This window comes from Streptomyces sp. 3N207 (assembly GCF_052246355.1).
In the GTDB taxonomy this organism is placed as follows: domain Bacteria; phylum Actinomycetota; class Actinomycetes; order Streptomycetales; family Streptomycetaceae; genus Streptomyces.
On sequence record NZ_JBQQBV010000005.1, the window covers coordinates 380,152 to 406,833 of the forward strand.

The following is a 26,682-nucleotide window of genomic DNA, read 5'->3' on the forward strand; positions in this document are numbered from 1 at the left end:
TACGTCAGTCGATCGGTGTGTGGCCAACAATCCTGACCACGGTGGCCAGGCACTGCCGACCAACAGGCCGGGCGCCTGCGGGATCAGATCCTTGAGTGCTGCGGCGATCCCGGCTCGGCCGTGAGAGATGCACTGCGGTGCGGCGGGGTCATTCGGGCGATCGGGGTGGCACCGGTCGCGGCGAGGGACAGGTCCCAGAGCCGTGCGGCCGCATCGGGGTCGATGGCGTACTCGCGGACACCGCCGTCGTCCATGGACGCGTCGGGGGCGGAGACGCGTACGACATTGCAGACCTCCAAGTAGAGCCCGCCGCCGCCGAGCAGACCGGACTCAGCGTGCACGCGCTGCGCTTCTACGAGCGCGAGGGCCTGTTGATCGGACCGGTCCGGCGCACCTCCGGCGGTCGGCGGCGATACACCGCATTCGACGTCGACTGGCTGCTGATCTGCGTCAAGCTACGGGAAGCCGCCCGGCGCCGGCTGGTTCGGGGCCTTCGCCGCCGAGGGCGGCCCCGGCAAGACGGTCGCGGTCGTCGGCGACGGTGCGGTCGGCCTGCGGTTCGGCCGCGAGCAGGTCCAGCAGGGTCTCAGTGCGGCGTTGAAGGAGTCGGGCTCGGAAAGGGCCCGAACGATCAGAACCTTCACACAACACTCCCGCTCTCCGTGGAGGTGGGGGAGGCCGCGGTGACGGCGATGGCGTTCGCGCCGACGATCACCAGGATCGCCGCCCACGCAGCCGTATCGAGGTGCTGGTGGAGCACGATGAGACCGACCAGAGCGGCGAAGACAGGGTTGACGCTCATGAACACGCCGAAGAAGTGTGCCGGAACACGCCGTAGTGCGAGCAGATCGGACAGGAACGGCACCGCCGAGGACAGTACTCCGGCAGCCAGAGCGCACACGAGGGCAGCAGGGGTGGGGGGATGCTGCCAGAGCACCAGGGCGCCGACGGGGAGGTAGAGCGCGCCGGAGACGGCCGCTGCGGCGGCCGAGCCCTCCGCGCCGGGCAGGCGCCGGCCGACGGTGCGGTTGAGCAGGATGTAGCAGCTCCAGCACACCGCAGCCAGCAGTGCGAGGCCGATGCCCAGGTAGTCGGTAGAGGGAGAGGGGCGGGTGAGCACGGCGACCGCGGCCGCGGCCGCCAGTGCGCACAGGGCGTCGATCCGGCGGCGGGAGCCGGTCAGCGCCACCGTCAGCGGGCCGAGGAACTCCAGTGTGACGGCCAGCCCGAGCCCGACGCGGTCGATGGCCGTGTACAGGGAAAGGTTCATCACGGCGAACACCAGCGCCAGCCCCAGCACCGGCCACCACTGCGCCGCGGTGAACGACCGCAGGCGCGGCTTGCCGGCTGCCCACAGCACCCCAGCGGCCACCCACTGGCGCACCGCGACCACCCCCACCGGGCCGATCACCGGGAACGCCAGCGCTGCCACCGCTGCCCCGACCTGGTTGGACAGCCCGCTGCCCAGCATCAATGCGACGCCGGCCCGGCGGCTCCCGCCCCGGCCCGGTCCACCGCCGTCGGTAACGGCGAGGGCCTGCCCCGCGTCCTGTGAGGTCTTCAGCACCATGCCCTCACCGTGCTGCCCCAAGGTGGATACGCAAAATGCATCCATGGGACTGTCGATACGCTGAACGTATGGATGAACGCCGAGGGAACTCCACCAGGCTGGAGCTGAAGCACCTGCGCTGCCTGGTCGCCATCGTCGACACCGGCAGCTTCACGGACGCGGCACTCGAACTGGGCATCTCCCAGGCCGCCGTCTCCCGGAACCTGCTCGCACTGGAAGAAATCCTGGGAGTGCGGTTGCTGCACCGCACGAGCCGCACGGTCGCGCCCACCACTGCGGGTGTGCAGGCTCTCGCCCGCGCACGCCCGCTGCTCTCCGGCGCCGACGAACTCGTCACCGAAGCCGCCGCCGGCTACAGCCACCTGCACATCGGCCACGCCTGGTCAGCCTTCGGCCGTCACACCACCGAATTCCAGCGCCGCTGGCACCACGGCCACCCCGAGACCGAACTCCGGCTCATCCGCCACAACTCCTCCACCGGCGGGCTCGCCGAAGGGCTGTGCGACCTCGCGGTGATCCGCGCCCCACTCGACCTCAAGCCCTGGTCACACGCCGTTGTCGGCCACGAGAACCGCTACCTGGCCCTCGCCTCCGACGACCCATGGGCCCGCCGCCGCAGCATCCGCATGGGCGAGATCCCCGGCCGCACCCTCGCCATCGACCGCCGCACCGGCACCACCGCCTTGAACCTGTGGCCCGAAGGCGAACGACCCGCCGTCGAGTACACCCACGACATCGACGACTGGCTCGCCGCCATCGCCACCGGCCGCTGTGTCGGCGTCACCCCCCAGGCCACCGCCGCTCAGTACCGCCGCGACGGCATCACCTACCGCCCCTTGCGCGACGCCCAACCCGTCCCCGTCCACCTCATCTGGCGCCGCCAGGACCCCCATCCCGCCACCCATGCCGCCGTCGCTCTCGCCATCGACCTCTACCGCGAGAACCGACAGTAATGGCCTCAGCCCCTCCCGGTCGGCGGCTGCCTCAGTTGACCAGTAGCACGAGCTTCCCGCGCACCTGACCTTCCTCACCGACGTGGTGCGCCTCGGCGATGTCGGTGAGTGAGAACGTCTGCACGGCGGGGGGTGCGAATCGCCCGGCTTCGATCAGCGGGCCGATCTCGTTGAGCACATACAGTGCGCGGCCGGTGTCGCCGCGGCTGAATCTGACGCCGTGCTCCTGTGCGCCGGTGAAGTCGGCGAGCGTCACGACGTTCGCGGGGGCGCCCGCGAGCCCGATGAGTTCGGGCAGTACGCCGCTGCCGGCGATATCGAGGGCCAGGTCGGCGCCGCCGGGAACCAGCGCACGGACCCGCTCGGCCATGCCCTCGCCGTAGGCGACAGGGTCGGCTCCGAGGGAGCGCAGGTACTCATGGTTGGCCGGTCCGGCCGTGCCGATCACCCGTGCCCCGCGCGCCACGGCGAGTTGGACCGCGGTACTGCCGATGTTGCCGGAGGCACCGTTGATCAGAAGCGTGGAGCCGATTCCTACGCCGAGCTGGTCGAGTGCGCGCGCGGCTGTCTCCAGTGCGGAGGGCAGTGCCGCGGCGGCGGTGAAGCCGAGCGAGGGCGGAATGGGTGCGTAGTAGTCCAGCACCGCCGATTCAGCCTGGGTCGCGCCCTCGCCGGAGAGGCCGAAGACGCGGTCGCCGACGGCAACGTCCGAGACGTCTTCGCCGAGTTCGTCGACGACGCCCGACGCCTCGTGGCCGAGGGTCTGCGGAAGCTCCCGGTCCATCAGGCCCATCAGACCCTGGCGCTTCTTCCAGTCGCTGACGTTGACACCGGCCGCGCGCACCACGATCCGGACCTGGCCCGGCCCAGGATGCGGGTCGGGGAGTTCTGCGACTTCAGGACATCGGGGCCTCCGAATCTGCTGAATCGAGCTGCCTTCATCGGTCGCTCCGCGTCTCGGTCCTGGGGTCTGAGGTTCCGCCCGCTCGACACCGCCGGGTGTTCCGCCCCTCGCAGGCACTATAGATCGCCGCCGTCAGCCCGCCGTCCCAGATCGTCAGGACAAGCGGAGCCACCCGCGAAGCGGTGTCCACCCAGGTTCGTTGCGTCTACCTCGGCACCACAACCGCAGCAGCCTTCGCCCTCCGGCTCCGCGCTTGCTCGCCCGGACAAGTCCTGGCAGGGGGGTCTTTGGGCACTTCCGCTGTTCTGTCAGGAACAGGTGGGCTGCGGTGACGGAAAACGTTGCCGCCAGCGGGCGTACGCGGGGTTGTCGGAGCAGGCGCTCAGGTAACCGTTGCGGACGTGCCGCAGGATCGCCTCGCCGTGCGGGGTGAGCGGGCCGTCACGGTGCCAGGCCAGCACATGGCGGTACCACAGGGGGTTCCCGGCCAACGGGCGCACGGCGACGCCGGGTACTTCGATGAAAGTGGCCTGGCACAGGCTCACGGCCAGGCCCGCGCGGACGATCTCGACCAGCTGCCGTCCCTCGGCCTCGTAGGGGATACGGAGATGGTGTTCCGTCCGGGAGAAGACCGACGACCAGTACTCGCGTGTGCGATCGCTGTCCGGGCGGGGCGCGGCCCAGTCTTCCCCGGCAAGCTGGGCGAGGCTCACCTCCTCCTGGGCGGCCAAGGGGTGATCGGCGGGCAGCAGTGCGAAGACGGGCTCGGTGACGAGCGGGTGCAGGAGGACGCCGTCGTACGCCGTCAGCTCCTGGCCGGGATGGTCGCCGAGGATGGCCGCTTCCAGCCGGCCGGCGCGGACGTCGTCCAGAAGCGGAGCGGGAGCGTACTGGCAGCGGGACGTCAGCTGTGCTCCGGACAGCAACTCCCGTAGCGCGATGAGGAGATGCCCCAGAAGGGGTGCCCCCACCGAACCGACGCGCAGGAGCGCAGGCGCTGCGGCGCGGCGGGTGGCCCGGGCGGTGTCGGAGAGGAGCTGGTCGACGCCCGGCAGGATGCTGCGGGCGCGGGCCAGGACCAGCTCGCCCAGCGGTGTGGGCGCGGCCCCGGCTCGGCTGCGGTCGAACAACGCACCGCCCAGGAGGTTTTCGATGCGCCGCAGTTGGGCGCTCAGGCCGGGCTGGGTCGTGCACAGCGCCGCGGCGGCCCGGGTGAGGCTGCCGGCGTCGGCGATGGCGCACACCACACGCAGGTGCCGTATCTCCAGATCCATGGCACGGATGTTATGGACCGACGGGAGGTTCCGGACAGGGTGCTTCACCCCTCATTAGGCATCCATCAAGGACGCCGTCACCGCTGCGGACCCCGACGTGGACTTCTCCGCGTACGACACGCTGTACGTCGTGCCGACGAAGAACGCCAAGGCCATCTCCCCCTCTCCCATAACACGGAGTTATGGACAACCGGGAGTTTCCGCTGCCCGCTGCTGACCGCAAGACTGATCAGCGTCAGGAAACGCCACGTCACCCCTCGCGACGCGGCTGCCGCACCATGGCCGCGGACGCGCGCGGCCGGTCCCGGAAGAACACCATGAACCCCGCGTATGCGACCGTCGATCACGTCTTCACGGTCCCTTTGGATCACTCAGCGCCCGGCGGAGAGACCATAGAGATATGTGCCCGCGAAGTCGCCGACCGCTCCCGAACTGGCGCCCGCGCCGGCGAAGAGCTGCCCTGGCTGCTGTACCTCCAGGGCGGCCCGGGCGGCAAGTCCCCCCGGCCGTCGGGCACGGCGCCCGGCTGGCTGGCACACGCGCTGAGAACCCACCGCGTTCTGCTCCTCGACCAGCGGGGCACCGGCCGGTCCACCCCCATGACCGCGCGGGCCGCCGCCCGCTTCCGGCACCCGGCTGACCTGGCAGCCCACCTCGCCCACTTCAGGGCGGATTCGATCGTCGCGGACGCCGAACTGATACGGCACCAGCTGTGCGGCGGGCAACCCTGGGAGACGCTTGGCCAGAGCTATGGTGGCTTCCTCACCCTCACCTACCTCTCGCAGGCCCCGGACGCACTCAGGGCCTGCTACGTCGCCGGTGGCCTGCCGGGCCTGACCGCCACAGCCGACGATGTGTACTCCCGCACCTCTCCGCGCGTACGCGACCGGGTTCACGCGTTCTACGCCCGCTACCCGGACGATGCCCCGCGGCTGCGTCGCATCGCCGATCTGCTCGCGGCACGGGACGTGCGCCTGCCCGACGGCGATCGACTCACCGTTCGCCGGCTGCGCACCCTCGGCCTCATGCTCGGCATGGGCGACGGATTCGAGCGCCTGCACTGGCTGCTCGACGAAGCCCTCGACGAAGCCCTAGACAGTGACGGCGAGTTGACCGACACCTTCCTGTACCAGGTGATGGCCCTGACGGGCTTCATCGACAACCCGCTCTTCGCCGTCCTCCAGGAGAGCCTGTACGGACAGGGCGCCGCACCCACCGACTGGGCGGCCGACCGTGCCCTCGCCGCCTTCCCCGAGTTCGCCGAGGACGCCGACCCGTTGCTGTTCACAGGCGAGATGATCTATCCCTGGATGTTCGACGACATCCGTGGCCTGCGCCCCTTCGCAGCCGCCGCAGACCTTCTCGCCCGGCGCACCGACTGGCCGCCGCTGTACGACCTCGGCCGCCTCGCCGCCAACACGGTCCCGCTCGCCGCGGTCGTCTACCACGACGACATGTATGTGGACGCCGGCCTGTCGTTGGACACCGCCCGGGTGGTCGGCTCCACCCGGGTCTGGGTCACCAACGAGTGGGAGCACGACGGGCTCAACGCCTCCGGCGGCAAGGTCCTCGCCCGCCTGATGGACCTTGCCGCAGGCCGCGCCTGAACTCCGCGTCGTGCACCGGGGGTGTGCACAGGAGGGAGGGGCACACCTTCCGGTAGCACCACGCGGAGCTGCGCAGGACCCATCGGACAGAACCTACGGGCGGATGCGCTGGGGTACGCGCCACGGGTTGTCGTCCCGGAGCGGTGGCGGGAGCAGGGGCTGGGGCAGGGACTGGTAGGACACCGGGCGCAGGAACCGTTCGATCGCCGCCGTGCCAATAGAGGTGATCGCGGGTGCGGTCGTGGCGGGGAACGGGCCGCCGTGCTGCATCGCGTGCGTGACCGAGACACCGGTCGGCCACTCGTTCCACAGCACCCGGCCGCTGCGCTCGGCCAGTGCCGCGGTCAGGTCGGCGAGTTCGGCCGCCTCTTCGGGCTCGCCGTGCAGGGATGCGGTGAGCTGGCCGGGCAGCGCCGCCACTGTGCCGGGAAGATCCTCCGGCCGCTCGTACGTCACCACCAGCCCGAGTGGGCCGAAGCACTCCTGGGCCGCCGCCTCGATGTCGGCGGCGAACGACGCCAGGTCCGTGGACAGCAGCCGCGGTGCCACTGACGCCCCGTCCTCCGGCCACACCAGCGGGCTCGTTCCGGGGCGCTCGGCGAGACGGCGTGCGCCCTCGACGTACGCGTCGGAGATCCAGGAGCCGAGCATCGGCGCGCTCGGCACCTCGCGCAGCAGCCGCACGATCTCGTCCACCAGGCCGTTGCCGGCGGGAACGAACAGCAGACCAGGGGTGGTGCAGAACTGGCCCGCGCCGAGCGTGAGCGAGCCGACGTAGCCTTGCGCGATGTCCGCGCCTCGGGCGTCGGCCGCGGCCGGGGTCACCACGACAGGGTTGACGCTGCCCAGTTCCCCGTAGAACGGGATGGGCTCAGGGCGTTCGGCGGCAATACGGGCCAGCGCCAGGCCGCCGCGCTCGGAGCCGGTGAACGCGGCGACGCGCAGCGCCGGGTGGCGCAGTGCGTCGATTCCGGCCTGCTGCCCCTCGACCAGCCCGAACACGCCGTCCGGCGCGCCCGCCTCGGCCATCGCCTGCTGGATGATCTCTGCGGTGCGGCGGGACAGTCCGGGGTGGCCCGGGTGCGCCTTGACGATGACCGGACAGCCTGCCGCCCAGGCGGAGACGGTGTCGCTGCCGGCCACACTGAGGGCGAACGGGAAGTTGCCCGCCGCGAACACCAGGACCGGCCCGAGCGCGGTGCGGTAGCGGCGCAGCTCGGGCCGCGGACCGGTGGGCCACTCCGGGTCGAGCCGGTCGATACGGACGTCGAGAAACGCGCCCGCGCGCACCTCCTCGGCGAAGAGCCGCAACTGGAAGGTGGTGCGGGTCAGTTCGCTGTTGAGGCGGGCCGCGCCGAGGTTCGTCTCGGCACCGGCGAGCGCGACCAGCTCCGCGCGCTCGGCTTCCAGTGCTTCGGCGACGGCTTCCAGGGCGCGTGCGCGGTCCGTCAGCGCCGACTCGGCCCATGCCCTGGCCGCGGCGGCGGCAGCGGCCACCGCCCGGTCGGGTTCGCTTACGACATTGTTCATGGTGCTTCCTTCTTCTTTCCGTGGCGCGATGGGCGTCGGCCGTCACGCGTCGGGGAGCATCGAGCGTCGGCTGGTCTCCGTCATCCGGGCAATGACCAGCAGGGCCGCGACGGAGACGGCGACGACATACCACGCGGGGGCGATGGTGCTGCCGGTCTGCTCGATCAGGAAGATCGACAGCAGCGGCGCGGTGCCTCCGAAGAGCGTGAACGCCATGTTGTAGCTGATGGAGGCGCCGGTGTAGCGGGTGTGGGCGGGGAACAGTTCGACGAACGCGACCCCGGCCGGGCCGAAGAACATGCCCAGGCTCAGCGCGAGCAGCCCTTGGCTCGCGATCGCGCTCGGCAGGCTCGCCTGCCCGGCCAACAGATAGGCGGGGACGGCGAACAGCGCATTCAGCACGGCGGCGAGCTGCAGTCCGCGCTTGCGTCCGATGCGGTCCGAGAGGGCCGCGGCGATGGGCACCGTGACGAAGGTGACGGTCAGGGCGATGCTGTTGGACAGCAGGGCCGCAGAGTCGCCCATGCCGACGGTGACCGTCAGATACGTGAAGAAGTAGCCGGTCAGCGAGTAGTACCCGAGGCTGGCGACCGCCGCGATGCTGAAGCAGACCGCCATTTCCTTCCGGTGCTCGCGCAACACGGTGCGGATCGGTGCGGACGCGACCCGCTTGGACTCCTTCACCGCGGCGAACGCCGGTGACTCGTCGACGCGCGTCCTGATGTAGAGGCCGACGACGGCGAGCGGCGCACCCAGCAGGAACGGCACGCGCCATCCCCAGGACTCGTACGCGCCGCTGCTCGTCGCGCCGGTGAGGAAGTAGACGAGAAGGGCGGCCAGGACCGGCGGCAGATTGGACCACGTGTAGACCATGCCGACCGCGAACCCCCGCCGTTTCGAGGGCGCGTGCTCGGCGACGAACGAGTTCGAGCCGATGGTCTCGCCCGCGGCCGAGAACCCCTGCGCGAGCCGCAGCATGACCAGCAGCACCGGTGCGAGCACGCCGATCTGGCCGTACGTGGGGAGCAGGCCGATGCCCGTCGTGGCGCAACCCATCATCAGGATCACACCGGCCAGCACCCGCTTGCGCCCGATCCGGTCACCGAGGCTGCCGAGCAGGAACGCGCCGATCGGACGCATCACGAACCCGACGGCGTACACGGCGAAGGTGGAGAGCAGAGCGACGAACGTGTTCGCGTCGGGAAAGAACAGCGTGGCGATCACCGGTGCCGCGTACGCGTACACGGCGAAGTCGTACCACTCGACGAAGTGCCCGATCGCCGATGCGGTCATCACCTTTCTGACGGTGCGCGGGTTGTGCCCGCCCTCCGTTCTGCCTGCGGTGCCCGAGTCGGCGCCGGAGCGGACGGCGGCCGGTTCGGCGGTCATTGGGGGCCTCCGTCGCTCTGCTCGGAAAGCTTGTCCGGTGCCGAGGCCCGGAGCTTGTTCTCCTCCGAGTGACGGACGCCGAACACGAAGTAGACGACCAGTCCGAGAGCCATCCAGGCCGCGAACCGCACCCAGGTCACCCAGTCCAGATTGGCGATCAGCCAGATGGAGAAGGCCACACCGATGGCCGGGACCAGCGGCACCAGCGGGGTGCGGAAGGAACGCGGGAGATCGGGCCGCGTCCTGCGCAGCACCACAACGGCGATGGCGACGACGGTGAAGGCCGCCAGAATGCCGATGTTGGTGAGATCGGCGGCCTCCCGGATGGGCAGGAATCCGGCGATGAACGCGGATCCGACGCCCACCGGCCAGATCACCCGGGTCGGCACGTGCCGTCTGGGGTGGTTCTTCGCGAAGTAGCGCGGCAGCAGCCCGTCGCGGCTCATGGAGTACCAGACCCGGGAGACCGCGAGCATATTGGCGAAGGCGGAGGTGGTGATGCCGATGATGGCGCCGACCGCGACCACGATGCCGAGGCCGCCCAGGCCCACCGCGCCGAGCGCGCTGGAGAACGGGCTGTCCGTGTCGATGTCGCGGTAGTCCTGCATGCCCAGCAGCACCACACAGACCAGGAGATAGACGACCGCGGCGATGGCCAGCGAGATCACGATCGCCTTCGGCAGCACCTTCTTCGCCTCGGCACTCTCCTCCGCCGCTGCGCTCATCGCGTCGTAGCCGTAGACGGCGAAGAACGCGGTCGCCGCACCGGTGAACGCGCCACCGATTCCGAAGGGCAGGAACGGCGAGTAGTTGCCCGAGGAGATATGAAAGGCGCCGGCGATGACCACCAGGGCGACGATGCCGAGCTTGACGACCACCAGGATGGTCTCGAAGCGGGCCGACTCCTTGGTGCCGCGGGAGAGCACGAAGGCCAGCAGCAGGCACAGCAGCGCGGCGAACAGATCGACCTTGTGGCCGGAACCGGTGCCCGGCGCGCCGAGCATCCAGGACGGAAGGTCGAGGCCGATGCGCTCCAGGATGTAGGAGAAGTAGCCGGACACGGCGATGGCCACCACCGCGACGATGGCGGTGTACTCGAGCAGCAGGTCCCAGCCGATCAACCAGCCGACGACCTCGCCGAGCGCGGCGTAGGAATACGTATAGGCGGAGCCGGCCTTGGGGATGGTGCCCGCGAACTCGGCGTAGCACAGCGCTGCCGCGGTGCTGGCGATGATGGCGACGAGGAACGAGATCATCACGCCGGGCCCGGCGTCCTCGTGGGCCACGACGCCGGCGAGCGAGAAGACTCCCGCGCCGACCAGACCGCCGAGACTGAGGGCGACGAGCTGCCACAGCCCCATGGTCCGGCGGAGCCCGCCCGTGCTCTCCTCCTCGGAGGAGTCGACGGGCTTCAGGCGGAAGATGCCCTGCCGGGAGAACAGCCCCCCGCTGGGGCTCGGTCTTTGTTGGGATATGACTGGAGCTGAACGGGACATGGCGGTCCCTCCGATGGTCGTACGAAGTGAAGTGGGAGTGCGGGGCGGGGGTTGCGCCCCGAAGGAGGCGCGGGGAACTGCGCGACCAGCCACAGCGCGCCCGCAGGCGAAGAGCGGTCCTTCCCGGCACCGCCGGCGCAGCGCTAAAGAACGAACCCGTGCGGAAAAGGATCACTCGGATCGAGCAAATAATTCGCCGTGGCGGTGATCCAGGCCCGGCCGGAGAACTCGGGGACGACGGCCGACAGCCCGCCGGCCTCGGTGGTCTCCAGAAGCCGGCCGGTGAACCGGGTGCCGATGAACGACTCGTTGACGAACTCGGTGTTCAGCGGCAGGTCGCCACGCGCGTGCAGCTGGGCCATCCGCGCTGAGGTGCCGGTGCCGCAGGGGGAGCGGTCGAACCAGCCGGGGTGGATGGCCATGGCGTTGCGCGAGTGCCGGGCAGTGGAGTCCGGTGCCAGGAACTGCACGTGTTTGCAGCCGCCGATGAGCGGATCGGCCGGGTGCACCGGCCGGTTCCGCTCGTTGATGGACTGCATGATCGACAGTCCGGCAGAGAGGATCTCGTCCTTGCGCGCCCGGTCGAACGGCAGCCCGAGCCGGTCGAGTTCGACGACGGCGTAGAAGTTGCCGCCGTACGCCATGTCGTAGCGGACCTCGCCGAGGCCCGGGACCTGCACCGTCGCGTCGAGTTCGAGCGCGAAGGCGTCCACATTGCGCAGGGTGACCTGCTCGGCGCGGCCGTCGACGACTGTCACCCGGGCCTCGACCAGCCCGGCGGGTGTGTCGAGACGGACGGTGGTCTCCGGTTCGCTGACCTCGACCATCCCGGTCTCCACCAGGACGGTGGCCACACCGATGGTGCCGTGGCCGCACATCGGCAGAAAGCCGCTGACCTCGATGTAGAGCACGCCCCAGTCGGCGTCCGGGCGGGTGGGCGGCTGCAGGATTGCTCCACTCATCGCGGAGTGCCCGCGCGGCTCGTCGACCAGGAACCGGCGCAGTCCGTCCAGATTCTCCAGCGCGTAGCGGCGGCGCTCGGCCATCGTGTCGCCCGGGATGGGGGGCACCCCGCCGGTGACGACGCGGGTGGGCATGCCTTCGGTGTGCGAGTCGACGGCGCTGATCGTACGGACCGACCGCATCAGACGGACTGCCTCTCAAGCGCGGAGATGGCGCGGGCCATGTCGGACTGGATCTGCTCGCGCATCCGGGGTGTCAGCGGGCCGCGCGGCGGGCGGCAAGGACCGCCGAACCGGCCGACTTCCTCCATGCCGAGCTTGATGGCCTGGACGAACTCGGTGCGCGAGTCCCAGCGGAAGGCGGCGACCAGCGGTTCGTACAGAGCGCGGGCCTCCTCCAGCTTGCCGGCGACAGCCAGGTCGTACAGCCGTGCCGACTCCGCGGGGAAGACGTTCGGGAAGCCGGCGAACCAGCCGGTGGCGCCCATGAGCAGGCTCTCCAGCACGACGTCGTCGGCGCCGCTGATGACCTCCAGCCCCGGGGCCTGCTCCTTGATCTCCAGGACGCGGCGGACGTCGCCGGAGAACTCCTTGACCGCGACGACGTTCTCGAGCTGGGCGATCTCCGCGATCAGGTCCGGGGTGAGGTCGACCTTGGTGTCGATCGGGTTGTTGTAGATCATGACCGGCAGGCCGACGGAAGCTACGGCCTCGAAGTGGGCGAGGATCTCACCGCGGTTGGCGCGGTACATGGTCGGCGGCAGGCACAGCAGCCCGTCGGCGCCGTCCTCGGCCGCGACCTCGGCCCAGTGCCTGGCCTGGTGCGAGCCGACGCCGTGCACCCCGACGACCACGATGCCGGAGTCGCCGACCGCCTCGATCGCCGTCTGCGCGGCCTTGCGGCGCTCCTCGTCCGTCAGGGAGGAGTACTCGCCCAGCGAGCCGTTCGGGCCGACGCCGTGGCAGCCGTTCTCCACCAGCCAGCGGCAGTGCTCGGCGAAACGGTCGTAGTCCACGGCCAGACCGGCGGGTGCGGATGCGTCTTCGTAGTAGGGAAGCGCTGTGGCCACGACCACGCCGCCGAGGGACAGGTCCTGCTTCTTGGTGTCGCTCATGAACTCTTCTCCTTCAGAGGGGAGTTGGATGGTGTGGGGGAGCCGAACTGTCAGAGGTGGTGAGGAGCGGGGCCCTCGGGCGACGGTTCGGGGGCTGCGGCCAGTTCGCCGAGCCGGATGGGCTGGGCGACCGGGCGCCGGTGCGGTGTGGGTACCGGCAGGCCCTCGACCGGCCGGTCGGCGGGCTCACCGGACAGCCGGGCGGTCAGCTCGGCGACCGTGGGGCCGCAGATCCGGGCCTGGCACGGGCCGAGGCCGGCCCGGGTCGCCAGCTTGGCGACCCGCGCGGCGGCGCTCGTCTGGTCGGCGGCGGCCCGGCACAGCGAGGCGTAGTCCGTCTCCTCGCAGCGGCAGACGACGGTTTCGGGACGCAGCCACTGTGGCCAGGCCGCACCGATCGGGTGCGCACGGGCCAGCCGCTCGGCGAACGCGCGGCCCTGGTCCCGGCTGCGCCGCAGATGACGCAGCGCTCTCGCATCCGGGTCGCCGCCCGCGGCGAGCCAGCCGGCGAGCGCGCCCTCGGCCCGTGCGGTCGGGGCGCCCGCGATGCCGGTGATCTCGCCCGCGGCGTACACGCCGGGGCAACTGGTGGCCTGGTCGTCGTCGACGTCCACGAACTCGCCGGCCGGTGTGGAGCGCAGGGCGCAACCGGCGGCCACCGGCAGCTCCAGTTGCGGGCTGAAACCGTGCGTGACGCACGCCGCATCGGCTGCGACCGTGCGCTCGCTGCCCGGCACCACCGACCAGTCCGCACGCAGCCGTGCGGTGACGACCTCCTCGACCCGGCCGTCGCCACGGGCCTCGACCACGGTGCGGCCCGTACGGTAGGGCACCCGGTGACGGAGCAACAGGGCGGAGTACTCGGCGAGTTCGCCAGCCTTGCCAACCTGCGCCGCGAGCTGCCACGGACGCCGCGACCAGCCGCGGGCCACGGTGCCCGGCGTGTTGGCCTCCAGCACCTCCAACACCCGGGAGCCGGCCTCCAGCAGCGAGGCGGCCACCGGGAGCAGGAACGGACCGGTGCCGGCGACCACCGCACGATCACCGACCACGACCCGCTCGCCCTTGGCGAGCGCCTGGGCCGCACCGGCGGTGAACACGCCGGGCAACTCCCAGCCGGGGAACGGCAGAACGCGATCGTGCGCGCCGACGGCGAGCACCAGCGCATCGGGATGGAGCGTGTGGCGGTGCCGCCCGCCGCCATCGGCCGGGCCGTGCAGCAGGTGCACCCGCGGCACTCCGGGCTGCTCCGGTTCCGGGCGCTCCAGCGCCCACACCGAGGTCTCGGGCCACCAGGCGCACCGCGGGTGGGCGAGCACCCGGCGGCGGCGCCGGTCGAAGGCCCGCCAGCCGTGTTGCAGTGCCTCCGGGCGGGCCGCGTCGTACGCCTCGGGCACCATCCGGTGGTACTGGCCGCCGGGCTGGTCCGCGGAGTCGATCAGCGTCACCCGGGCGCCGGCGCTCAGCGCGGCCTCCGCGGCGGCCAGGCCCGCGGGCCCGGCGCCGACGACCGCGACATGGCGATCCGTCATCGCTCCTCCGCTCCGGGCGTGGTGGGAGTGCTGGACGTCTCCCGGGTCTGAGTGGTCACCACGTCGCCGTCCCGGGCCCGGCGGCGGCAAGCGCGCACATCACGCTCATCGCCCACCGTCACCAGACAGTCGAAGCAGACGCCGATCCCGCAGAACACTCCGCGCGGCGCACCGGAGCGTCCCCGGCGCCAGGCCCGCCGGCCGGCGGAGAGCAGGACTCCTGCGATGGTCTGGCCCGCGATCCCGTCGACAGGATCACCGTCGACCGTGATCCGCAGCGGCCGGTCCTGCCGCCCGATTGCGTCGGACTCGGCGCGGACACGTCTGGGGCTCATTCCGTCTCCTCACTCACAGGGGGTGCGCTCTCGCCGAGCACGGCGGGACGGTCCACCCGGAAGGGGGCAGCGTCCATGTCGGTCGGCTCGCCGAGCATCAGATTCCGCAGCAGCCGCCCGGTGCCCACCGACAGGCCGATCCCGGCGCCTTCGTGACCGCTCGCATGCCACAGACCGGCCAGCCGCGCATCCGCGCCGATGATCGGCAGATGGTCGGGGACGTACGGCCGGAAGCCGCCGTACGCACGCATCACCGGCACCCCGGTCAAGGTCGGGAACAGCCGCAGCGCCTTCGCGGCGATGGCTGACAGCACCTCCGGACGCAGCCGGTCGTCGAAGCCGACCCGGCGGCGCGAGGAGCCGATGAGCACACTGCCGCCCCGGGTGGACTCCACGACAGCGGAGGTCTGCAGATCCTCGGCGCTGCTGCCGACGGCGCCCACGTAGTCCGCGTCGTAGACCTTGTGGAAGACCATCGGCGGCAGCGGGGTCGTCACCAGCACGTCGCCGCGCCGGGGCCGTACGTCGACCGGTGCGCCGAGGCGGGTGGACAGCTCGCCGGACCAGGGGCCCGCGGCATTGACGAACCAATCGGCCTCCAGCAGCGCGGACGAGGTGCGGACCCCGGTGATCCGGCCCCCGCGGGTGACCGCTCCGAGCACCTCGCAGCCTGTGCGCAGGGTCGCGCCGGCGGCGAGCGCGTCGCCGAGCAGGGCGGTGGCGGCTCCGGCCGGCTGCACCTGGGCGTCCTCGGGGTAGTACAGGGCTGCGGTGTGCTCGCGGGTGACGTAGGGCTCGAGTGCGGCGAGCTCACTCGCGTCCTTCACCTCGGCGCACACTCCCGCCGCGTGCTGGGCGGCGGCGAACCGCGACAGTCCCCGGGCGCCGGCGTCGGTCGTCGCCACGACGATGCCGCCCTTGGGCTCCCACTCCACCGCGCGCGCCGCTTGCTGGGAGCGCGCGGTGATCCCGGTGAGCACCTGCGGCCACAGCTTCAGGGAGAGCTGGGCGAGTTCCAGCTCCGGGCCCGGCCCCTTGTCGGAGACGAGCACATTGCCCTCGCCGTGGGAGGTGGTCGCCGACGCGGGCGCGCCGCGGTCGACGACGGTGACCTCAAGTCCAGCCAGAGCCAGCTCGCGAGCACAGGCGGCGCCGACGATCCCGGCGCCCAGCACCGCCACCCGCGTTCCGTGCATCGAACCCTCCTCGTTCGGTAAACCAAACGCTGGAAAGCTATGACGCGGCGCTGAGCGTGTCAACGGTCAAGCCGGACCGATCCTTTCTCGCCATCGCGCCGAGGGCTCCGCGGTGGCGTCAGCTCTCTATCGCACAGGGGGCGGCAGGCACCGTCTCCGACAGGTGCAGCCGCTGGTCCGCGCGGTACTGGAGCAGCAGCACGGAGCGCACCTCCCCGTCGAGCGCCGTGTAGCTGTGCGGCAGCGAGGCGTCGAAACCGACGTAGTCGCCGGGGGCCAGCTCGACCTCGCTCCCCTCCACCCGCACGCCGAGCCGACCGGCCTGCACGATGGTGTGCTCGGTCCCCACATGGCCGAGCGAGTTCTGGCGCCGGCCGGACCGTACCCGCTGATCAAAGACCTCGAAGACGGCGTCGCCCGAGTCGACCCGCTGGAGGGGCCGCAGGTCGACGCCCGCACCGCTGAGCACCTCGGCCTCCTCGGCCCGTACAACGGTGAGGCCACCGGCCGGCCGGGTGTCCAGCAGGTCGGAGATGGGCACCTCCAGCACGCGCGACAGGCTGAACACCGTCTCGATGGTGGGGTTGCCCGCGCCCGACTCCAACTGCGACAGCGTCGCCTTGCCGATCTTCGAGCGCCGGGACAACTCGGAGATCGACAACTCCCGTTGGATTCTTGCCCGCCGGAGATTGACGGCCAGCATGCCCCGAATCGAACCCTCGCAGACGCTCACGCTCTCCCCCTTCTCACTTGCCTACGTTCGGTATAACGTACGACCCCTGAGTGGAGGTTTGTTCGCTATACCGATCAGGGTCGGATCACGTCCTGCGGATGGCAAGCCAGCCAGAACGAGAGGGGCAGGCGAGACGGGCGGCGAGGATCTCTTCGAACGCGGCGCGGCGGTCCACCCCGAGGGGGCGGAGGTCGCGGGCGAAGTGGGCCAGGGAGGGGAAGTGTTCGGGGTCGGCGCCGAGTACCGCGACGCGGAACAGCTCCATGCCCTCTGGCGGCACTCCGCCAGGAAAACGCCGCCGCGGCAACCTCTTCCTCGCGGGCCGAAGCGTGGTTCGTTCTCGCCGTCACTCGGCGCGCCCGCGTCAGGAAGTTGCGGAGCGCAGGCCGAGTTCCGTCTCGATGAAGCGGTTCAGATGGCGGCGGGCGTCCTGAGTGCTCAGCGGCGGGGTCTGGCGGAGCCGTTGCAGGGCCAGCCCGTCGGCGAGGGCTGCGAAACGGGCGGTGAAGCCGTCCAGGTCGTTGCAGGTGAACTCGCCGTCGGCGAGGCCGCGTTCAGCCAGCGTACGGATCTGCCGGTGCCAGCTCTCATAGCGCCGCTCCTGACCGCGGGCGAACGCCGGATCAGGGTGGTGTTCGCCGGCGTTCCAGTATTCGAACCACATCCGCCAGTGCCGGTCGGTGTCCTGGGTGAACAGGGCGTCGACGAGGAGCCGCAGCCCCTCGGCACCGTTGGTCGCCCGGTCAGCGGTCTCGCTGAGGGCCGCGTAGTACCGCTCTATCTGCAGCACCATGGCCTCCGAGAGGATCTCCTGGACGCTGCCGAAGTGGTAGGTGACCGTGCCGACCGACACCCCGGCCGCGCCGGCGACGTCCCGCACGCCGACCGAGGCGTACCCCCGCTCGGCGATCAGCGGAACGGCCGCCTCGACGATGAGGCGGCGGCGCACCTCAGTTGGTTGCCGCGTGCGGTCGGCGGCGGCAACGGCGCGGCGCGGGCTTCTCCCGCCGTTCATCCTGACGTCCTCGGGGTGGTGCGGTGCCATGCGCGCTCGGCCACTGTCTCGCCGTTCGCCCGTGCCTCGAGGTGACTGTCCATCACGAACTCCGCTGCCGTGGCCCTCAGTTCCGTCCGCGCGACGATCTCGGCGTCCCATTCCCCGCCGCGGGCCAGCCGGATTCTCCATGCGGAGACGGCCGAGGCCGACAGCGGGTCGTCGCTGCGCATACGGTACGTCTCCCGGGCGCTCTCCTCGTAGCGCAGCCCGTCAGGGTAGGTGCGGGAGCCGCCGTAGCGGGGATCGACCTCGAGCGTCCACTCTCCTGCCGCGACATCGTGGGTGACGAGCCGCTCGGGACGTGGCCGGTCCGGGGCGTCGTACGTCACCGGGAACGGCGGTGCCTGCTCGGGCTCCTCGAAGTGGACGGGCTCCTCTTCTCCTCGCTCCCCGGGTATTCGTACGGGCAGCAGGAGGGCGCTGCGTGCGGGGAGTACGGTCAGCTGCCCGTGCTCGCCGTGCGGCCACACCCACGGCCAGTACGCGTTCGAGAGGGCGACGCGGATGCGGTGGCCGGGCGGAAAGGCGTACCCGGTGGCACTGAGCTCGAACTCGACGTCTTCGTACGTTCCCGGGACCCACTCGACGGCCCGGTCCCGTCCGTGCCGGCTGAGCAGGTTGAGCACGCCCCGGGTGACGAGGGTGGACGAGCCGTCGGGAGCCACGTCGCAGAGGCGGGCGATCACGTGGGCGCGCGGGGTGGAGCTGTCCAGCCGGAGCCGGACCCGCGGCCGGCCGAGGATCTCGACGCGCCCGTCGAGCGGCTCCGAGTCGAAGCAGACCGCGCGGCCGTCCTCCTCCCGCTGGTCGGGCGGCAGGTCACTGGCATTGCCGAAGGGGAAGAAGCGGCCGGCATCGATGCCGGTGTGCTGCGGGGAGTGGACCACCAGAGGCGTGTCGTCCGTGCCCAGTAGGCGTTCCCACCGGCTCACCCTCGGCGAGGGCCAGACCGACTCGCCGACCCAGCGGCCCGGCATCACCTCGTGGGATGTGGCGGGCGGAACAGGGTCGTTGATCCAGGCCCGCAGCAGTGGCTCCCGCATCACCCCGGTGTCGGCCCCCTTGAGGTGCTGGTCCCACCAACGCAGGGTCTCCTGGAGGAAGCCGATGGCGGGCCCCGGGGGCAGTCCGCGGTCCGGATACTGGTGGGACCACGGGCCGATCAGCCCTCGGACGCGATCCTGCGGAAGGTGTCCGACGAGCCGTAGCACCGTGTCGCGGTACGGGTCGTTCCAGCCGCCGACGGCGAGGACGGCCGCGTCGATGGCGCCGTAGTCCTCGCACACGCTGCCGTGCCGCCAGTAGTCGTCCCGCTGCTGGTGGGCGAGCCAGGTGTGCAGGAAGGGTTCGAGCGCTTCGAGACGTTCGCGCCACATCGGCAGCCAGCGGTCGGCGCCGACGTTCGCCGGGTCCGGTGGGCGGGCCGCGAAGGCGAGCATGGTGCCAGCCCAGGCGAGCATGTCGATGCCGAGGACGGCGCCGCCGGTGTAGTGCACGTCGTTGTCGTAGCGGTCGTCGGTGGAGCAGACCGTCACGATCGCCTTGAGAGGGGCTGGGGCCAGGGCGGCGATCTGGAGCGCGTTGAAGCCGCCCCACGATATGCCGAACATGCCGACCTTGCCGGTGCACCAGGGCTGCTCCGCCAGCCAGTTGACGACATCGATGCCGTCAGCGAGCTCCTGCGCGTCGTACTCGTCGCCCGGCACACCCTCGCTGTCGCCGTGGCCACGGATGTCGACCCGGACGGAGGCATAGCCGTGGCCTGCGTACCAGGGGTGACGCTGGGCGTCGCGGGGCGCTGTCCAGTCGCTCTTGCGGTACGGGAGGTACTCGAGCAGCGCGGGCACGGGGTCGCCTTCCGCGTCGGCCGGGCGCCAGATGCGCGCGTGCAGTTGGACCTTCCCCTCCCGGGTGGGGATCCAGACGTCCTCCCGCACGACCTGGCGTTCGAACTGCTCGCGGTACTTCACGACTCTCCTTCGGTGCGGGGGATACCGGCAGGCCGCCAGCGCCGGACTCGGTGGCCGCGGCCGTGGTCGCTCCAGACACCGTCGGCGTCTGCTGCGTCGGCCCAGTCGGGTATGTCGTCGACGGGGGGCTGCGCGTCGGGGGCGGGCTCCAGTGCCGCCGCCATCAGCTCACGGGTGTAGGGGTGTCCGGGGTCGGCGAAGACGGCCTCGGTGGGGCCCTCCTCGACCACCACGCCGTGGCGCAGGACGAGCACACGGTCGGCGATGCCCCGTACGACGGCCAGGTCGTGGCTGATGAACAGGCAGGCCAGCTGCCGTTCCCTGCGCAGCTCGTCGAGCAGCCGCAGCACGTCGGCCTGTACCGAGACGTCCAGGGCCGTGGTGATCTCGTCGGCGATCAGCACGTCCGGCTCGCCGGCCAGCGCCCGTGCGATGCCGATCCGCTGCCGCTGGCCGCCGGAGAGCTGTGCGGGCAGCCGGTCGACGAGCGCCGGGTCGAGTTGTACGTCCCGCACCAGCTCGCGGGCCCGTGCGGTGGCCGCCCTGAGGTCCGGCGCTGTGCCGAAGAAGCGCAGGGGGCGGCGGATGGCGTTGCCCACCGAGCGGCGCGGGTTGAGGGAGGTGTCGGCGTTCTGGAACACCAGCTGCACCCGGCGCCGCAGGGCTGGTGGACGTTTGCGGGCGGCGCGTGCAAGGTCGCCCGTCTGGTGGGCCATCGTGCCGCCGGAGGGAGTGCGCAGACCGGCGAGGGCCCACGCAAGGGTGGACTTTCCGCTGCCGGACTCCCCGACGAGGGCGACGGTCTCGCCGCGCCGGACGTCGAAGGAAACGCCGTGCACGGCGCGGGCCGATCCGTAGTCCACGGTGACGTCCTGCGCGGAGACGGCCACAGGCGCTTCGGGTGACACCACGGCTCTGGCGTGGACCTCCCGTTCGCCGGTTCCGCTGACCAGGGCGAGCCCGTCGTCCGTCAGGCGCGGCACGCTGGCCAGCAGCCGCTTGGTGTAGGGCTGTTCGGGGTGGGAGAAGAGCCGTCGGGTGGGTGCCGACTCCACGACCCGGCCCAGCCGCAGCACGCTCACCTCGTCGGCCATCCGCGCCACGACACCGAGGTCGTGGCTCACCAGCAGCGCTGCAAGGCCGAGTTCGTCGCGCAGGGAGGCGACGAGGTCGAGAATGCCGCGCTGGGTGACGACGTCGAGACCGGTCGTGGGCTCGTCGAGGACGAGGACCTTGGGGCGGGCCGCCAGGGCCATGGCAATGGAGATCCGCTGCTGCTGGCCGCCGGACAGTTCGTGCGGGTAGCGGCGCGCGAGGTCGGCGGGCCTCGGCAGGCTGACCTGCTCCAGCAGGTCCAGCACCGGCACGTCGCCGCCGGCCTCCGCGATCTGCCGTCCGACACGCATGGACGGGGTGAGCGAGTGGCCCGCGTTCTGGGAGACCATCGCCACGGTCCCGCCGCGAAGCCGCCTCAACTCCCTGGGGGAGAGGGCGAAGACGTCATGGCCGTCCACCCGGACGACCCCGCCGTCCAGGCGCGAGCCGTGCCGCAGATGACCGAGCAGGGTGGCCGCGACAGTCGACTTGCCGCTGCCGGACTCGCCGACGAGGGCGAGCGTGCGTCCCTCGGCCAGCTCGAACGACACGTCCTGCACGACCGGGACGTCCCGTCCGCCCGAGCGGTAGGAGACGGAGAGGGAGCTGACGGAGACGAGAGGGCTCATCAGGATCCCTCCCTGATCCGGTCCACGCCCCAGGCTTTGGACAGGCCGTCGGCCGCGAGGTTGATTCCGACCACGAGTGTGGCCAGGGCGATGATCGGCGCGAGGCTCGCCATCGGGACGACGGTGATGGCGGTGCGGTTCTCGGCGACCATGAGCCCCCAGTCGGGGGTCGGCGGGTCGGCGCCGAAGCCGAGGAAGGACAGCGAGGAGATCAGCAGGACGACCCAGGAGGCCCGCATGGCGAACTCCACGCACACCACGTCGACGATGTTGGGCAGGACTTCCCGCCAGAGGATCGCCCAGGTTCCCTCCCCCCGGGCGCGGGCCGCGGTCACGTAGTCGGCGGGCACGACGGCGAGCGCCGCACCGCGCACCACCCGTACGACCTGCGGCACGAACACCACGGCGACGGCGCAGACGATGACCGTGTAACCGGTCCCCAGCACGGTCACGACGACGAGCAGCGCGAGGATCGCCGGTATCGAGAGCACCGCGTCCAGCACCCGGCCCAGGATGTCGTCGAACCAGCCTCCGCGCAGGGCCGCAGCACAGCCGATCACCGTGCCGAGCACGACCCCCAGGACAGTGGAGGCGGCGGACACGCCGAGCGCGTACCGGCCGCCGTACAGCACCCGGGCAAGGACGTCCCTGCCGTACTGGTCCGTACCGGCCCAGTGTTCCCACCCGGGGCCGAGGAGCGCATGCGAGGGGTCGTTGGCGATGGGGTCGTACGACGTCAGCAGCGGGGCGAGCAGCGCGACCAGCACATGGACGCCCACGATGGCGAGGCCGACGACCGCGGTGCGGGAGGAGCGCAGAGTGCGCCAGGCACGCGCTGTGCGCGCCCCCACGGTCGCGGGTGCGGGGGGCGGTGCGGTGTCGAGGGTGGTCATCGGGTCCTCCCGCGCGTACGGAGCTTGGGGTTGAGGGCCATGGCGGCGAGGTCGGCTGCGAGGTTGCACACGACGTAGACGACGGCGCTGATCAGCGCGACGGCCTGGATGACGGGCAGGTCGCGGTTCTGTACCGAGGTGAGCAGCAGCTTGCCGATGCCCGGATAGTTGAAGACGTTCTCGACGACTGCGACCCCGCCCACGAGCCAGGCCACGTTCAGGGCGATCACATGCAGGGTGGGCAGGAGGGCGCCGGGCAGGGCGTGCCGGGTGACGACCCGCCAGGTGGACAGGCCCTTGAGCCTGGCCGTGGTGACGTACTCGCTCGCCATCACATCGATGACCGACGTACGGGCCATGCGGACGATGTACGCGGCCATGACGATCGCCAGCGAGAGTGCGGGAAGCCAGACGGCGGGCAGCAGTTGGCCGACGCTCGCGTCGGGGCCGTACAGAACGACGGCGGGGAACCACGGCAACGCGATCGAGAAGCACAGCACCAGCACCGTGGCCACCACGAACTCGGGGATGCTCATGCCGACGAGACCGACGGTCGAGATCAGATGGTCGGCCCAGCGGTCGCGGTACAGACCGGCGACGATGCCCAGCACCAGTGACCCGGTCACCGCGAACAGCACTGTGACCAGGGCGATCAGTGCAGAGTTGCCGAGGTATCCGGCCACTTCGCCGGCGACGGGCTTTCCGGAGACCAGGGAGGTGCCGAAGTCCCCGTGCAGGGCGGCCTGCACCCAGTCGGCGTAGCGCTCCCAGGCCGGCCGGTCGAGCCCCAGCTGCCGGCGCAGTCCGGCCACGGCGTCGGGTGTGGCGTCCTTGCCGAGGATCTGGGTGGCGACGTCGCCGGGCAGGGCCTGGACGGCGAGGAAGACGAGGACGGAGGCCAGCAGCAGGGTGCCGAGGGCTGACGCCGTGCGACGGGCGATGAACGAGAGCATGCTCAGGCTCCCTTCAGGCCGATGGCAAGGTAGTCGAACTCGAACCCGTGCTCGGCATATCCGCGTACGTTGCGGGAGATCCCGACGAGCCGGTCGGCGAACATCGGGGTGATCGCCCCGCCCTTCTCGATCACCATCGTCTGCCCCTCGCCGTAGAGCTCGCGGCGCCGCTTGTCGTCGGTCTCGGCGCGGGCGCGGTCGAGCAGCGCGTCGAAGTCCTTGTCGGACCAGGCGGTCTCGTTGTACGAGGACCCGCTGCGGAAGATCTGGGTGAAGAGCTGGTCGACGGGCCGGCCCGTGTACCAGTAGGTCGCCATCAGCGGCTTCTTCATCCAGATCTGCGTGTAGTACGAGTCCGCGGCTGCCGTCTTGACCCGGACGCGGATGCCGGCCCGCCGGGCGGAGTCCTGGTAGGCCAGCGCCATGGGGGTGAACACCGGGTCGTAGGAGGAGGTGTAGAGGTCGACGGTCAGCCCCTCGTGGCCCGCCTTCTTCAGCAGGTGGCGGGCCTTGTCGGGGTCGTGCTCGGGGTGCGCCGGGATGTGCAGCGGGTCGTTGGGCGGCACGGGGTTGTCCCAGCCGGCGGTTCCGGCGCCCTGCAGCGCGACCTTGATCATGTGCTCGGGGTCGTAGGCGAGCTTCATCGCCTGGCGCACGCGTACGTCCGTGAAGGGCTTCTCCGTCGTGAGCATCGGCAGCACGTACCACTGGGAGTTCTTCACGCGGACGATGGTGGCGCGGTCCGACGCCGCGACGACGCGGGCCGTCGCGAAGTCGAGATTGGTCTGCGAGAGCAGGTCGACCTGGCCTGCCAGCAGAGCATTGGCGCGGGCCGACATGTCGGCCACGGAGGAGAAGGCGATGACATCGAGAACCGGACGCCCGGCCCAGTGCTCCTCGAACGCGGTGACCCGGCCAGGGCCCGCCGGCGCGAACGACTCCAGCTTGAAGGGGCCGGTGCCGATGCCGGTGCGGCCGATGGACGTCCCGCTCCCGTCCGGGATGACGTAGCAGTTGTAGTGCGTCAGCAGGCTGGGGAACTCGGCGTTCGGTGACTTCAGCGGGACGACGAGCGTGTGGGCGTCGGGGGTGCGCAGCGTCTTCGGGTCGACGAGCGGGGCGAGGACGGCCGCCTGCGGGGACGTGGTCGCCTTGTCGAGGATGTGGCGCAGGGTGTACGCGGCGTCGGCCGAGGTGAACCTGCGGCCGTTGTGGAAGGTGACGCCCTTACGGAGGCGGAATATCCAGGTTCGAGCCTTGGCGTCCGCTTCCCAGGACTCGGCGAGGTCGGGGACGAGGTCGCCGTCCGCGTCGACGCGGACGAGACGGTTGTACAGGGCGCCCAGGTACTCGTACGCCGACAAAGAGCTCGCCGGGTCGAGCGTCTCGGCGTCCGACGCGGGCGGGCGGGCTATTCGCAGGGTGCCGCCGCGGTCCGGTGCGCCCTTCGGCGCCGCCCCCGGCAGGGCGGCGGTGGCCGCTGTGCCCGTGCACCCGGACAGCAGCCAGGACGCACCGAGGCCGGCGGCGCCGGCGAGCAGTGACCGCCGTCCTGGGCGGTGGGTGTCGGTCATGGGGCAACCGTCCTCCCCGCTATTCGTTCAGCTGAACGATTGAGTGAAGTGCGTGAACGATAGCGGGCCGACGGTTTCCAGCCAACCCTCAGGTGCGGAAAAGTCAGAGCGCGGGGAGGAAAAGGGATATACCGGGTTGGGTGGGCCGGGTGCCCGGCGCCCGCGGAGGTGCCTGCTCGCCGCATCGGCGGATGTCCGCGGATGTCCGCGGCCGGGCTCGGGCGGACTCGGCGGGCTCGCCGCTTCGTGGCGAGATCTGCCTGTTGCCTCTTCATCGGCCGGCTCGGTGGGGCCCGCGACGGGTGGTGCGCGAGTGGCATGATCGAGGGATGTCAGAACGTTTGGTTGCGGCTTGTGACGGTGCCGCCAAGGTCAATCCCGGGCCTGCGGGCTGGGCGTGGGTGCTTGCTGACCCTGCGGGCAGCCCGCAGCGCTGGGAGTCGGGTCCGCTGGGCCGTACGACGAACAACGTGGCCGAGTTGACCGCACTCGCGGAGTTGTTGGAGGCCACCGATCCGGCCGTGCCGCTGGAGATCCGGATGGACTCGCAGTACGCGATGAACGCGGTCACCAAGTGGATCGCGGGGTGGAAGCGCAACGGCTGGCAGACCGCATCCAAGAAGCCCGTGGCCAACAAGGACCTGGTCGTCCGTATCGATGCCTTGCTCGAAGGCCGCGATGTGGTCTTCCAGCACGTTCTCGCCCACCAGGTGAACGGCGACCCGCTCAATGCCATCGCTGACGCCGCTGCGAGCACCGCGGCCACCGAGCAGGCCCCCGCAGGCACCGCACACGGCGCCACCGGCATTCCGCAGCCGAGCCCCGCGACCGAAGACAAGCCCCGCTCCGGCAAGGCGCGTACCCGCCGCTTGCCGCGTGGCGGGGCGGGTCCGGTGATCACAGCGAAGTTCCCCGGCCGCTGCGGGCACTGCAAGTCCCGTTATGAGACGGGCGAGCAGATCGCCAAGATCGCGTCAGGCTGGGGTCACCGGGCCTGCCGCGACAGCGCGACCCCGTAGCGGAAAGGCCAGCGGAAGCAGCGGGAACGAAGAGCGGCACCCATGTGAGGCGGAGAAGACGCGCCCAGGCAACGAGTGCTCGCACCAGGGAAGGTGGGCGCTTCGCGGGGAGGTCCTTGCCGTGCCACGGGGTGAGTTCCTAACGGACGTCAAGCCCGTTGTGGTGTTCTTCGGGCGGCATTCGTAGGCTGGTTTGCAGACGAGCCGGCTGCCGGAGCGCTGAGCGACTCCTGATCGCGTCGGCTCGTCGTGTTTGCCTTGAGGCGTTGGCTGCGCCTGCGGATCAGTGTCTTGGCGCGGTCGGTCTTGTCGATCTTGTATTGGGTGGCGCAGATGGCACGGCCTTCGGCTTCGCTGATCTCGCGGCCGTCGGTGTCCCGGAGCTCGTAGAGGGTGCCGTTGCGCCAGCACGCGGCAAGTCGTGTGATCAGCATCGCGGCGAGAGTGCAGAGGGCGGAGTTGTGGTGCTTGCCCTTGTTGACCACCAGGTCGTGGTAGCGGCTGGCCAGGGTGGGGTCGACATGGCGGGCCAGATCGGCGGCCTTGAACGCGGTTTCGCGTAGTCCCGGGTCGCCTGCCCGGGTGGGCGGTCCGTGACGCCCGGTCAGCCCGGACTGGCTGACCCGGGGCACCAGTCCGGTGAAGGAGCGGATGGCTGCGAGGCTGGCGAACCGGTTGGGGTCACCCAGGCGTCCGAGGATGCCCGCTGCCGTGATGACGCCCAGGCCCGGCCCGGAAGCCATGATCTGGCCGGGGTCGGCTTCTTCGTAGCTGGGCCTCGGCGGCGATGTCCTCGGCCAGCTCGGCGTAATCGAGCAGGCCGTCGGGCCAGAGCTTGAGGGTCTCGCGGGCCGCATCCGTGATCTTCTCGGCGCGGTCCTCGCGCCACTGTCCGC

At 71.0% G+C, this 26,682-nt stretch carries 23 protein-coding genes and 3 pseudogenes; 4 read left to right on the forward strand and 22 right to left on the reverse strand.

The window, feature by feature from the left end:
- Nucleotides 1–83: 83 nt before the first annotated feature.
- Nucleotides 84–341, reverse strand: coding sequence for a hypothetical protein (locus ACTWP9_RS11330; RefSeq protein ID WP_443245919.1), 258 nt, complete (start codon nt 339–341; stop codon nt 84–86).
- Here ACTWP9_RS11330 and ACTWP9_RS11335 point away from each other — a divergent pair.
- Nucleotides 285–467 (forward strand): annotated as a pseudogene (locus ACTWP9_RS11335) (MerR family DNA-binding transcriptional regulator); the annotation flags it as partial. The gene ACTWP9_RS11330 and the pseudogene ACTWP9_RS11335 sit on opposite strands and share 57 nt — an antisense overlap.
- A 173-nt stretch (nt 468–640) precedes the next feature.
- On the opposite strand, the gene ACTWP9_RS11340 reads toward ACTWP9_RS11335, so the two are convergent.
- A complete protein-coding gene (locus tag ACTWP9_RS11340) occupies nt 641–1,471 on the reverse strand; it encodes an EamA family transporter (RefSeq protein ID WP_443245960.1) in 831 nt (276 codons plus the stop codon).
- A 167-nt stretch (nt 1,472–1,638) separates the two neighbouring features.
- Between ACTWP9_RS11340 and ACTWP9_RS11345 the strand changes: the two genes are divergently transcribed.
- Nucleotides 1,639–2,523, forward strand: coding sequence for a LysR family transcriptional regulator (locus tag ACTWP9_RS11345; RefSeq protein ID WP_443245920.1), 885 nt, complete (start codon nt 1,639–1,641; stop codon nt 2,521–2,523).
- A gap of 31 nt (nt 2,524–2,554) precedes the next feature.
- On the opposite strand, the pseudogene ACTWP9_RS11350 reads toward ACTWP9_RS11345, so the two are convergent.
- Together ACTWP9_RS11350 and ACTWP9_RS11355 are read right to left on the reverse strand one after the other, a co-directional pair.
- Nucleotides 2,555–3,465 (reverse strand): annotated as a pseudogene (locus ACTWP9_RS11350) (NADP-dependent oxidoreductase).
- Nucleotides 3,466–3,735: 270 nt separating this feature from the next.
- Nucleotides 3,736–4,701: a LysR family transcriptional regulator gene (locus ACTWP9_RS11355; protein WP_443245921.1), complete on the reverse strand. Its 966-nt coding sequence runs from the start codon at nt 4,699–4,701 to the stop codon at nt 3,736–3,738.
- Nucleotides 4,702–5,018: 317 nt separating this feature from the next.
- On the opposite strand from ACTWP9_RS11355, the gene ACTWP9_RS11360 reads away from it, so the two are divergent.
- Nucleotides 5,019–6,308, forward strand: coding sequence for an alpha/beta fold hydrolase (locus tag ACTWP9_RS11360; RefSeq protein WP_443245961.1), 1,290 nt, complete (start codon nt 5,019–5,021; stop codon nt 6,306–6,308).
- A gap of 93 nt (nt 6,309–6,401) precedes the next feature.
- Here the strand turns inward: ACTWP9_RS11360 and ACTWP9_RS11365 are convergent, their stop codons facing one another.
- The 16 genes and pseudogenes from ACTWP9_RS11365 to ACTWP9_RS11440 all read right to left on the reverse strand — a co-directional run bounded on the left by ACTWP9_RS11365 (nt 6,402) and on the right by ACTWP9_RS11440 (nt 24,767).
- A complete protein-coding gene (locus ACTWP9_RS11365) occupies nt 6,402–7,838 on the reverse strand; it encodes an aldehyde dehydrogenase (NADP(+)) (protein WP_443245922.1) in 1,437 nt (478 codons plus the stop codon).
- A 42-nt stretch (nt 7,839–7,880) separates the two neighbouring features.
- Nucleotides 7,881–9,227 (reverse strand): MFS transporter, encoded by a 1,347-nt coding sequence (locus ACTWP9_RS11370; protein ID WP_443245923.1) that lies wholly within the window; start codon nt 9,225–9,227, stop codon nt 7,881–7,883.
- A complete protein-coding gene (locus tag ACTWP9_RS11375) occupies nt 9,224–10,723 on the reverse strand; it encodes an amino acid permease (RefSeq protein ID WP_443245924.1) in 1,500 nt (499 codons plus the stop codon). The genes ACTWP9_RS11370 and ACTWP9_RS11375 overlap by 4 nt, the downstream gene beginning before the upstream one ends.
- A 143-nt stretch (nt 10,724–10,866) precedes the next feature.
- On the reverse strand, nt 10,867–11,868 hold the full coding sequence (locus ACTWP9_RS11380) for a proline racemase family protein (RefSeq protein WP_443245925.1): 1,002 nt from the start codon (nt 11,866–11,868) through the stop codon (nt 10,867–10,869).
- Nucleotides 11,868–12,800, reverse strand: coding sequence for a dihydrodipicolinate synthase family protein (locus ACTWP9_RS11385; protein ID WP_443245926.1), 933 nt, complete (start codon nt 12,798–12,800; stop codon nt 11,868–11,870). Before ACTWP9_RS11385 ends, ACTWP9_RS11380 begins: the two co-directional genes overlap by 1 nt.
- A 50-nt stretch (nt 12,801–12,850) precedes the next feature.
- Nucleotides 12,851–14,332: an FAD-dependent oxidoreductase gene (locus tag ACTWP9_RS11390; protein ID WP_443245927.1), complete on the reverse strand. Its 1,482-nt coding sequence runs from the start codon at nt 14,330–14,332 to the stop codon at nt 12,851–12,853.
- Nucleotides 14,329–14,667 carry a (2Fe-2S)-binding protein gene (locus tag ACTWP9_RS11395; RefSeq protein ID WP_443245928.1) on the reverse strand — a complete coding sequence of 113 codons (339 nt, stop codon included), beginning with the start codon at nt 14,665–14,667 and terminating at the stop codon, nt 14,329–14,331. The genes ACTWP9_RS11390 and ACTWP9_RS11395 overlap by 4 nt, the downstream gene beginning before the upstream one ends.
- Nucleotides 14,664–15,863 carry an NAD(P)/FAD-dependent oxidoreductase gene (locus ACTWP9_RS11400; protein WP_443245929.1) on the reverse strand — a complete coding sequence of 400 codons (1,200 nt, stop codon included), beginning with the start codon at nt 15,861–15,863 and terminating at the stop codon, nt 14,664–14,666. The genes ACTWP9_RS11395 and ACTWP9_RS11400 overlap by 4 nt, the downstream gene beginning before the upstream one ends.
- A gap of 118 nt (nt 15,864–15,981) precedes the next feature.
- The gene (locus tag ACTWP9_RS11405) at nt 15,982–16,596 is read right to left on the reverse strand and encodes a helix-turn-helix domain-containing protein (RefSeq protein ID WP_443245930.1); all 615 of its coding nucleotides are present in this window, start codon (nt 16,594–16,596) and stop codon (nt 15,982–15,984) included.
- 85 nt (nt 16,597–16,681) lie between these two features.
- Nucleotides 16,682–16,867, reverse strand: a pseudogene (locus tag ACTWP9_RS11410) (hypothetical protein); the annotation flags it as partial.
- 93 nt (nt 16,868–16,960) lie between these two features.
- Nucleotides 16,961–17,611, reverse strand: coding sequence for a TetR/AcrR family transcriptional regulator (locus ACTWP9_RS11415; protein WP_443245931.1), 651 nt, complete (start codon nt 17,609–17,611; stop codon nt 16,961–16,963).
- Nucleotides 17,608–19,623 (reverse strand): CocE/NonD family hydrolase, encoded by a 2,016-nt coding sequence (locus ACTWP9_RS11420; protein ID WP_443245932.1) that lies wholly within the window; start codon nt 19,621–19,623, stop codon nt 17,608–17,610. Before ACTWP9_RS11420 ends, ACTWP9_RS11415 begins: the two co-directional genes overlap by 4 nt.
- Nucleotides 19,620–21,347, reverse strand: coding sequence for a dipeptide ABC transporter ATP-binding protein (locus ACTWP9_RS11425; protein ID WP_443245933.1), 1,728 nt, complete (start codon nt 21,345–21,347; stop codon nt 19,620–19,622). Before ACTWP9_RS11425 ends, ACTWP9_RS11420 begins: the two co-directional genes overlap by 4 nt.
- On the reverse strand, nt 21,347–22,240 hold the full coding sequence (locus ACTWP9_RS11430; protein WP_443245934.1) for an ABC transporter permease: 894 nt from the start codon (nt 22,238–22,240) through the stop codon (nt 21,347–21,349). Before ACTWP9_RS11430 ends, ACTWP9_RS11425 begins: the two co-directional genes overlap by 1 nt.
- A complete protein-coding gene (locus tag ACTWP9_RS11435; protein WP_443245935.1) occupies nt 22,237–23,193 on the reverse strand; it encodes an ABC transporter permease in 957 nt (318 codons plus the stop codon). Before ACTWP9_RS11435 ends, ACTWP9_RS11430 begins: the two co-directional genes overlap by 4 nt.
- 2 nt (nt 23,194–23,195) lie before the next feature.
- Nucleotides 23,196–24,767 carry an ABC transporter substrate-binding protein gene (locus tag ACTWP9_RS11440; RefSeq protein WP_443245936.1) on the reverse strand — a complete coding sequence of 524 codons (1,572 nt, stop codon included), beginning with the start codon at nt 24,765–24,767 and terminating at the stop codon, nt 23,196–23,198.
- A 329-nt stretch (nt 24,768–25,096) separates the two neighbouring features.
- On the opposite strand from ACTWP9_RS11440, the gene ACTWP9_RS11445 reads away from it, so the two are divergent.
- On the forward strand, nt 25,097–25,786 hold the full coding sequence (locus tag ACTWP9_RS11445) for a ribonuclease H family protein (RefSeq protein ID WP_443245937.1): 690 nt from the start codon (nt 25,097–25,099) through the stop codon (nt 25,784–25,786).
- A 149-nt stretch (nt 25,787–25,935) separates the two neighbouring features.
- Here ACTWP9_RS11445 and ACTWP9_RS11450 read toward each other — a convergent pair whose 3' ends face one another.
- The gene (locus ACTWP9_RS11450) at nt 25,936–26,529 is read right to left on the reverse strand and encodes a transposase (protein ID WP_443245938.1); all 594 of its coding nucleotides are present in this window, start codon (nt 26,527–26,529) and stop codon (nt 25,936–25,938) included.
- Nucleotides 26,468–26,682 (reverse strand): hypothetical protein (locus ACTWP9_RS11455; protein WP_443245939.1); only part of this gene is annotated, 215 nt, incomplete at its 5' end. The genes ACTWP9_RS11455 and ACTWP9_RS11450, both read right to left, overlap by 62 nt.

Coding starts and splice junctions, on each gene's coding strand:
- ACTWP9_RS11340 (WP_443245960.1), bottom strand. CDS start 1,471: ATGCTGGGCAGCGGGCTGTCCAACCAGGTCGGGGCAGCGGTGGCAGCG.
- ACTWP9_RS11345 (WP_443245920.1), top strand. CDS start 1,639: ATGGATGAACGCCGAGGGAACTCCACCAGGCTGGAGCTGAAGCACCTG.
- ACTWP9_RS11355 (WP_443245921.1), bottom strand. CDS start 4,701: ATGGATCTGGAGATACGGCACCTGCGTGTGGTGTGCGCCATCGCCGAC.
- ACTWP9_RS11360 (WP_443245961.1), top strand. CDS start 5,019: ATGAACCCCGCGTATGCGACCGTCGATCACGTCTTCACGGTCCCTTTG.
- ACTWP9_RS11365 (WP_443245922.1), bottom strand. CDS start 7,838: ATGAACAATGTCGTAAGCGAACCCGACCGGGCGGTGGCCGCTGCCGCC.
- ACTWP9_RS11370 (WP_443245923.1), bottom strand. CDS start 9,227: ATGACCGCCGAACCGGCCGCCGTCCGCTCCGGCGCCGACTCGGGCACC.
- ACTWP9_RS11375 (WP_443245924.1), bottom strand. CDS start 10,723: ATGTCCCGTTCAGCTCCAGTCATATCCCAACAAAGACCGAGCCCCAGC.
- ACTWP9_RS11380 (WP_443245925.1), bottom strand. CDS start 11,868: ATGCGGTCGGTCCGTACGATCAGCGCCGTCGACTCGCACACCGAAGGC.
- ACTWP9_RS11385 (WP_443245926.1), bottom strand. CDS start 12,800: ATGAGCGACACCAAGAAGCAGGACCTGTCCCTCGGCGGCGTGGTCGTG.
- ACTWP9_RS11390 (WP_443245927.1), bottom strand. CDS start 14,332: ATGACGGATCGCCATGTCGCGGTCGTCGGCGCCGGGCCCGCGGGCCTG.
- ACTWP9_RS11395 (WP_443245928.1), bottom strand. CDS start 14,667: ATGAGCCCCAGACGTGTCCGCGCCGAGTCCGACGCAATCGGGCGGCAG.
- ACTWP9_RS11400 (WP_443245929.1), bottom strand. CDS start 15,863: ATGCACGGAACGCGGGTGGCGGTGCTGGGCGCCGGGATCGTCGGCGCC.
- ACTWP9_RS11415 (WP_443245931.1), bottom strand. CDS start 17,611: ATGAACGGCGGGAGAAGCCCGCGCCGCGCCGTTGCCGCCGCCGACCGC.
- ACTWP9_RS11425 (WP_443245933.1), bottom strand. CDS start 21,347: ATGAGCCCTCTCGTCTCCGTCAGCTCCCTCTCCGTCTCCTACCGCTCG.
- ACTWP9_RS11430 (WP_443245934.1), bottom strand. CDS start 22,240: ATGACCACCCTCGACACCGCACCGCCCCCCGCACCCGCGACCGTGGGG.
- ACTWP9_RS11435 (WP_443245935.1), bottom strand. CDS start 23,193: ATGCTCTCGTTCATCGCCCGTCGCACGGCGTCAGCCCTCGGCACCCTG.
- ACTWP9_RS11440 (WP_443245936.1), bottom strand. CDS start 24,767: ATGACCGACACCCACCGCCCAGGACGGCGGTCACTGCTCGCCGGCGCC.
- ACTWP9_RS11445 (WP_443245937.1), top strand. CDS start 25,097: ATGTCAGAACGTTTGGTTGCGGCTTGTGACGGTGCCGCCAAGGTCAAT.
- ACTWP9_RS11450 (WP_443245938.1), bottom strand. CDS start 26,529: ATGGCTTCCGGGCCGGGCCTGGGCGTCATCACGGCAGCGGGCATCCTC.